This is a genomic window from Acinetobacter sp. UBA6526, from assembly GCF_002434875.1.
Classification (GTDB): domain Bacteria; phylum Pseudomonadota; class Gammaproteobacteria; order Pseudomonadales; family Moraxellaceae; genus Acinetobacter; species Acinetobacter venetianus.
Genome location: NZ_DJLC01000057.1, coordinates 572 through 7192 on the forward strand (window position 1 = coordinate 572; position 6621 = coordinate 7192).

Genomic DNA, 6621 nt, shown 5'->3' on the forward strand with positions numbered 1-6621 from the left:
AATACATTCAAATGAATGATCTACACCCCAGCCAGTCATTTCGACAATGACTTGCTGGATTGGTTTATCGTAATCTTTAGGGTTCAAGAAGTCCGTTGCACCAAACTCTTTTGCCAGCGCAAATTTATCTGGATTCATGTCAACCACAATAATACGTCCTGCTTTAGCTTGACGTGCGGCTTGTACGACTGCCAAACCAATACCACCTAAACCAAAGACCGCAACACTATCACCTTCTTGTACTTTAGCCGTGTTATGTACTGCACCGATACCCGTTGTTACACCACAACCCAGTAAGCAGACATGTTCGTGATTGGCTTCAGGATTGATTTTAGCCAATGATACTTCTGCCACTACCGTGTATTCACTGAACGTTGAGCAGCCCATATAGTGGTAAATCGGTTGACCATTGTAGGAAAAACGAGTTGTGCCATCTGGCATTACGCCTCTACCTTGAGTTTCGCGAACGGAAATACACAAGTTCGATTTTCCAGATTTACAGAATACGCACTCGCCACATTCAGCAGTGTAAAGTGGAATAACATGATCACCTGGTTTGACGCTAGTCACGCCTTCACCAACTTCAACGACAACACCAGCACCTTCATGCCCGAGAATAGCCGGAAAAACACCTTCAGGATCATCGCCAGACAAAGTAAATGCATCTGTATGACACACACCGGTATGGGAGATCTTGATTAATACTTCACCTTTCTTTGGTGGTGCAACATCAACCTCAACAATTTGAAGAGGTTGACCAGGACCAAACGCAACGGCAGCACGTGACTTCATGGAATAATTCCTTATACAGATCTATTTTAAATATGATTTTAGAATCTTGGCGATTTCAGCCAATTCTTCTTTTCGTTGTTGTTCTGTGGTTTCACCTGATACTAAAGTGTCCTTTAAATGAACCTCCAACATTTCATTCATCAAACCATTAATAGCACCACGCACAGAACAAATTTGTTGCAGAATTGCAACACATTCCACATTGTCTTCTAACGCTTTTTCAATCGCTTGCGTCTGACCTTTGATCTTTCTGACGCGTAGAAGAATCTTTTTTTTGTCTTCAATCTGATTAGGCATCAGATCTCCTTACTCGCTAGCATTGATACTATAGTACCCCATAGTATAAAAAAAGCAATATTTTTTATAAATCGAAAATCAAAAAGATCTTTAGCGAAAATTTTCTATGCCTGTTTTTAGTTTTTTTTAAATTAACATCGTAGAGCTGATGCCAAAGTCACAAAGAATGGGACTTTTAGCTCCCATTTTTTATTTTGGCTCATGTTCTTTGTGATGCTGTGACCTTTTAGAATTATGTTTCAAATTTTAGCCACTTTGTAGATATTTTGAACGTTTCAAGCCTTGAAAATACTACTGACAGTTTAGATTAAATTGCCTTTACAGACTGTACTAGAATATTTTTAGTGAGCGAATGATATTTATTATTCATTATTTAGGAATTATTAAATCCTATAAATATCATTTATTGGATTATTTTACTTTGATACTGTGCACATCATCCCCCCAGTTAAGAATAAGGAACAACTATGAATAAGATGATGAATGCTCTTATCCTAGAAAATTTTGGTGATCATGAATTTAAACGTGTAGAACTGCCTATACCTCAACCAGAGGCTGGGCAAGTTCTGGTACGTGTTCATGCTAGTGGTGTAAACCCTATTGATTATAAAATTCGTCTTGGTGAAGCACCATATGCTATGCCAGAGCTTCCTGCCGTGTTGGGAACAGATATGGCTGGGGTTGTAACTGCCGTTGGTGAAGGTGTCACCCACTTCAACGTCGGAGATGAAGTTTACGGTCTGATTGGTGGCGTTCGTGGTCTTCAAGGATCTTTAGCAGAATATGTTGTAGCAGATGCTGATCTGATCGCATTAAAGCCACGCAATATCTCTATGCGCGAGGCAGCAGTACTACCATTGACTTTCCTCACCGCTTGGGAGGGTTTGGTGGATAATGCGAAGGTCCAACCAGGGCAAACTGTACTGGTTCAGGGTGGTGCTGGTGGCGTTGGTTATATGGTTGTTCAGCTTGCAAAAGCACTTGATGCAAATGTTTGGGCGACTAGTCGTACAGCTGATCAATCACTGATTTCAGAACTCGGTGCAACACCTCTCGATTACACAACAGCATCTTCCGATGACATTATTGCTGCAAGCCCTGAGGGTCAAGGTTTTAACATTGTTTACGACACTGTGGGTGGTCCAGTACTCGATGCCTCACTTTCCATGACAACTCACTATGGCCACATTACCAGCTGTGCTGCATTTGGTAATCATAATTTAGCGAGTTCATCTCTACGGTGTGCCACACTGTCTGGCGTATTCGTCCTAATGCCGATGTTAACAGGCAATCGCCGTGCTCATCATGGTGATATCCTTAAGATCGCGACTCGTCTCGTTGAGGAAGGTAAACTGCGTCCTATTGTTGATCCTCGTCACTTTACTCTAGACCAAGCGATTGAGGCTCATGATGCTGTTCAAGATCGCTCTGCCAATATTAAGGTCGTTATTGATGTCATTTAACGCACTTCAGGCCAAGACTTGGCGCTTCAATAGTATTGGAGATACAGATGTTCTGACATTAGAAACTCTTCCTGTTGCTTTACCAGCAGCAGGAGAAGTTCTAATCCAGATGAAAACGATCGGACTCAACCGGGCTGATGTAATGTTTCGGCGTGGGACTTATATTCAAAAGGCAGTATTCCCTTCTCGTCTGGGATATGAGGGAGCAGGCATAGTTCTGGCAATAGGTGAAGGTGTACGCCAATTTTCTCCAGGAGATGCAGTATCGATTCTTCCGACTGACAATCTAGCCAAATATGGGACATATGCGGACAAGCTTCTGATTCCAGAAACTTTTTTAGTTCACAAACCCGATAGTTTAAGCTGGGAAGAAGCTTCTTCAATCTGGATGCAGTATTTGACGGCTTGGGGTGGTGTAATCCATGCTGGTGGAGTTTCGAAAGGAAAAACGATCTTGATCACAGCAGCTTCAAGTAGCGTAGGACTAGCTGCGATACAGATAGCTGAAGCAGCGGGTGCTAAGGTCATTGCAAGTACACAGACGATAGAGAAAAAGCAACGTTTACTGGATCTCGGTGTTAAAAATGTTATAGCCACTGAAGATGAACCAGATTTGTATGAGGCGCTTGTTTTACGTTTAGGTGGAGAACATCTTGATGTCGCCTTCGATGCTGTAGGAGGACCACATATTGAACAGATTGCCAAAGCGATGTCTGTAGGAGGAACGATGGTTATGCATGGTGCACTTAGCCCGGAGATCACACCATTTCCCCTTAAAGTTGCATTGCGCAAGAGCTTAACCATGCGAGGTTTTTTGTTCCTTGAGATTCTGCATGACCCTGTTCTAAGGGAGCAAGCCAGACGATTTATTCTTAGCAGTATAGGTGCAGGATATCTTCGTCCAGTGATCGACCGTTGCTTTAACTTTGAGGACATGCATTACGCTCAGCGCTATCTTGAATCAAATCAGCAAATAGGAAAAATTGTAGTTACTCTAGATACATGATGGTCTTATCTGATTCAGGTTTCTATATGACCCAGCACTTCCACTAAGTAATCAAACAATGCTCGGATTCGCAAAGGTGTCGGGCCCCGCTGTGGACGATATAAATACAGGCGCCAAACGGGAGAGGCTTCCTCATGAAGTATCTGAATGAGCTTACCACTCCTAAGCCACGGCAAAACTAGAAATCCAGGCATGTGTCCGAACCCGACTCCAGCGAGAATCGCTTGAAATTCAGCTTCTAGATCATCTGTAATAAAACGGGGATTTGATGGTGTAAAGCTTCGACTTTCGGTGAATGTCCATGGCCAGTAACGCCCTGTTTTATGATCGACTAGTGCTGTTAGAGGGTATTTATCTAGGTCAATAATTTTTTTGGGCATTCCAACCTTATCAATTAACTCTGGCGTACCCACAGAATAAAAGTTCACTTTAGCCAATTCCCTTGCCACATATCGATTGTCCGGCAAAAATCCAAATCTGATCCCGATATCTATCCGCTCATCGATCACATCCGAGTGTGAATCTGTTAGCACACAATCCACGACAATATCTGGATAACGTGTGGCAAATTCTGCTAGTGCAGGTACTACTAATTTACGCCCTAACACAGACGACACAGTAACACGGACAGTCCCACGCATTTCATCTCGTTTTTCCTTGGTGTCTTTTACAAACAAAGCATCGATCGATCCCACCGCAAAACGTGCTTGCTTTGCCAGACGCTCACCATCAGCGGTAATTTTAATTTGTCGAGTACTCCTGTAAAACAGAATCTCTCCGCGCTGCTCTTCTAGCTCTTTTATTGCCCGTGTCACTGCCTGTGGGGAAATACCCAGCTGAGTTGCTGCCTCTTTAAAATTTCGAGACTCTGCTGCGACACAAAAGATACGCATCATTTCCAATTTGTTATGCATGTCCTATCCTGTGTTATGGCAATTATTCCGTAAATAGGAATTCTGAAAGATAATATTATTCATTTATTATATATAACAAGGCTGTAATACTTAACCCATCAAATATGATTGACAGATAGGTTGAAGGTTACTTGTATGAATAATATAGAAAATAAAGTTGTTGTTATCACTGGTGCAAGTAGTGGTTTAGGTGAAGCTACTGCTCGCTTACTTGCTAAAAAAGGTGCAAAGGTTGTACTTGGTGCTAGACGTACTGAAAAATTAGAGGCTATTGTTCACGACATTCGTGCTGAAGGTGGTCAAGCTGAATTTATTGGTATGGATATAACCAAACCACAGGAAGTACAAGCACTTATTGAAAAGGCATTAAGCGCATTTGGTCAAATCGATGTATTGGTAAACAATGCTGGATTAATGTCTATTGCACCATTAAGTGAGCTAAAAGTTGATGAATGGGATCGTATGATCGACATCAATATTAAAGGTGTTCTTTATGGTATAGCAGCTACCCTACCTGTTTTCCAAAAACAAAACTTTGGACACTTTATTAATCTAGCATCTGTTGCAGGGATAAAAGTATTTAGTCCAGGAGGTACTGTTTATAGCGGTACTAAGTTTGCTGTAAGAGCCATCTCTGAAGGACTTCGTCATGAAGTTGGGGGAACAATTAGAACGACGACTATTGAGCCTGGTGCAGTTGAGTCAGAACTAAAATTCGGTTCTTCTCATAAAGAAAGTTCAGAGTTTGTTACCGATTTCTACAAACAAGCCATACCAGCTGATTCAGTCGCTCGAGCAATTGCTTATGCAATTGAACAGCCTGCGGATGTAGATATTAATGAAATTGTTTTACGCCCAACGAGCCAAGAGTTTTAATAATTGAATAACAAAAAATGGGAGCACCTCGCTCCCATTTTTACTATATTTTTAAAGTTAAGGACAAATCTATGAAAGCCGTATCGTATGTTATAAATCACCATGATGATTTTAAAAATTCATTGGTAGATATTGAAAAAGCGAAGCCTACGCTTAAGGAGCGTGATGTACTGGTAAAAGTTCAGGCAATCTCTGTGAATCCAGTTGATACCAAAGTGAGAAAAAATTCGTCTGAAGCAAATAATCGTATTTTAGGTTGGGATGCCGTTGGGGAAATTATTGAAGTTGGCTCAAAAGTTACCTCGTTTAAAGTAGGAGATTCTGTTTGGTATGCTGGCGATTTAACCCGAGATGGTAGTAATGCTGAGTTTCAAGCAGTCGATGAGCGCATCATCAGCCTTAAACCCATTACAGTATCTAATGCAGAAGCCGCAGCATTGCCATTAACTGCTATCACCGCATGGGAAATGCTGTTTGATCGGTTTCAAATTTCAGAAACAGAAGTTGGCAGTATTTTAATTATTGGTGGTGCAGGTGGTGTAGGATCAATCGCTATCCAACTCCTAAAAGCAAAAACAAATCTGACTGTTATAGCAACAGCTTCACGTGAAGAAACGAAATCTTGGGTGGAATCACTGGGTGCCGACCATGTCATCGACCATAGCAAAGATTTAAACGAACAAATCGAAGCACTAGGCATTGAAAAACCAAAATACGTATTCTCTACAAATCATACAGAAACATATACCAAGCAAATAGTTTCTCTGATTGCACCACAAGGCAAGCTTGGATTGATCGATGATCCACAAACATTTGATATTATGCCGTTTAAGACTAAATCTATTTCTATCCATTGGGAGTTGATGTTCACCCGTTCAATGTATGAAACCGATGATATTGAAAAGCAAGGTGATCTATTGCAACAGGTTGCCCAATTAGTTGACCAGCAAAAAATTAGAAGTACCCTCAACCAAAATCTAGGCAAAATTAACGCTGCAAACTTAGAGAAGGCGCATAAGTTGCTTGAATCAGGTAAGTCAAAAGGCAAAATTGTACTAGAAAACTTCTAAAACAAATTCAAGGTGAAATAATGACTATTTCAATAATTGCGAACATTAAGTCAAAATCAGATCAAAAAGAAAGGTTAGAAGCGCTTTTAAAAAGTGTAATAGAGCCTACGCTTCAAGAAGAAGGGTGCTTGAAATATGAGCTTTATATTAGCGAAAATGACTCGAGTAGATATTTCTTCTTAGGGTGTGTTGACACTTTTAGC

8 protein-coding genes are annotated in these 6621 nt (G+C 41.0%); 5 read left to right on the forward strand and 3 right to left on the reverse strand.

Annotated elements, in window-relative coordinates:
• Both B4237_RS03840 and B4237_RS03845 read right to left on the reverse strand, forming a co-directional pair.
• A partial coding sequence (locus B4237_RS03840; RefSeq protein ID WP_286941495.1) for an alcohol dehydrogenase catalytic domain-containing protein occupies window positions 1-792 on the reverse strand: 792 nt, incomplete at its 3' end.
• A gap of 21 nt (window positions 793-813) precedes the next feature.
• A complete protein-coding gene (locus tag B4237_RS03845) occupies window positions 814-1089 on the reverse strand; it encodes a metal/formaldehyde-sensitive transcriptional repressor (RefSeq protein ID WP_001133596.1) in 276 nt (91 codons plus the stop codon).
• Between the two features lie 467 nt (window positions 1090-1556).
• On the opposite strand from B4237_RS03845, the gene B4237_RS03850 reads away from it, so the two are divergent.
• On the forward strand, window positions 1557-2552 hold the full coding sequence (locus B4237_RS03850; RefSeq protein WP_286941498.1) for a zinc-dependent alcohol dehydrogenase family protein: 996 nt from the start codon (window positions 1557-1559) through the stop codon (window positions 2550-2552).
• Window positions 2542-3558, forward strand: a complete 1017-nt coding sequence (locus B4237_RS03855) for a zinc-dependent alcohol dehydrogenase family protein (RefSeq protein WP_286941500.1) — start codon at window positions 2542-2544, stop codon at window positions 3556-3558. The genes B4237_RS03850 and B4237_RS03855 overlap by 11 nt, the downstream gene beginning before the upstream one ends.
• 14 nt (window positions 3559-3572) lie before the next feature.
• Here the strand turns inward: B4237_RS03855 and B4237_RS03860 are convergent, their stop codons facing one another.
• Entirely contained in the window at window positions 3573-4472 is a 900-nt protein-coding gene (locus B4237_RS03860) for a LysR family transcriptional regulator (protein WP_286941502.1), read from the reverse strand.
• Between the two features lie 135 nt (window positions 4473-4607).
• Between B4237_RS03860 and B4237_RS03865 the strand changes: the two genes are divergently transcribed.
• From B4237_RS03865 to B4237_RS03875, 3 genes are all read left to right on the forward strand, one after another.
• A complete protein-coding gene (locus B4237_RS03865) occupies window positions 4608-5348 on the forward strand; it encodes an SDR family oxidoreductase (RefSeq protein WP_004915298.1) in 741 nt (246 codons plus the stop codon).
• A gap of 71 nt (window positions 5349-5419) precedes the next feature.
• Complete coding sequence (locus tag B4237_RS03870; RefSeq protein WP_253135491.1) at window positions 5420-6418, forward strand: zinc-binding alcohol dehydrogenase family protein; 999 nt, start codon at window positions 5420-5422, stop codon at window positions 6416-6418.
• A 20-nt stretch (window positions 6419-6438) separates the two neighbouring features.
• Window positions 6439-6621, forward strand: a 183-nt coding sequence (locus B4237_RS03875; RefSeq protein ID WP_286941506.1) for a putative quinol monooxygenase, incomplete at its 3' end; no start/stop codon positions are given.

Bases quoted from the DNA above. Each gene is read 5' to 3' on its own strand.
- B4237_RS03850 (WP_286941498.1), top strand. From the start codon at position 1,557: ATGAATAAGATGATGAATGCTCTTATCCTAGAAAATTTTGGTGATCAT.
- B4237_RS03865 (WP_004915298.1), top strand. From the start codon at position 4,608: ATGAATAATATAGAAAATAAAGTTGTTGTTATCACTGGTGCAAGTAGT.
- B4237_RS03860 (WP_286941502.1), bottom strand. From the start codon at position 4,472: ATGCATAACAAATTGGAAATGATGCGTATCTTTTGTGTCGCAGCAGAG.
- B4237_RS03870 (WP_253135491.1), top strand. From the start codon at position 5,420: ATGAAAGCCGTATCGTATGTTATAAATCACCATGATGATTTTAAAAAT.
- B4237_RS03845 (WP_001133596.1), bottom strand. From the start codon at position 1,089: ATGCCTAATCAGATTGAAGACAAAAAAAAGATTCTTCTACGCGTCAGA.
- B4237_RS03855 (WP_286941500.1), top strand. From the start codon at position 2,542: ATGTCATTTAACGCACTTCAGGCCAAGACTTGGCGCTTCAATAGTATT.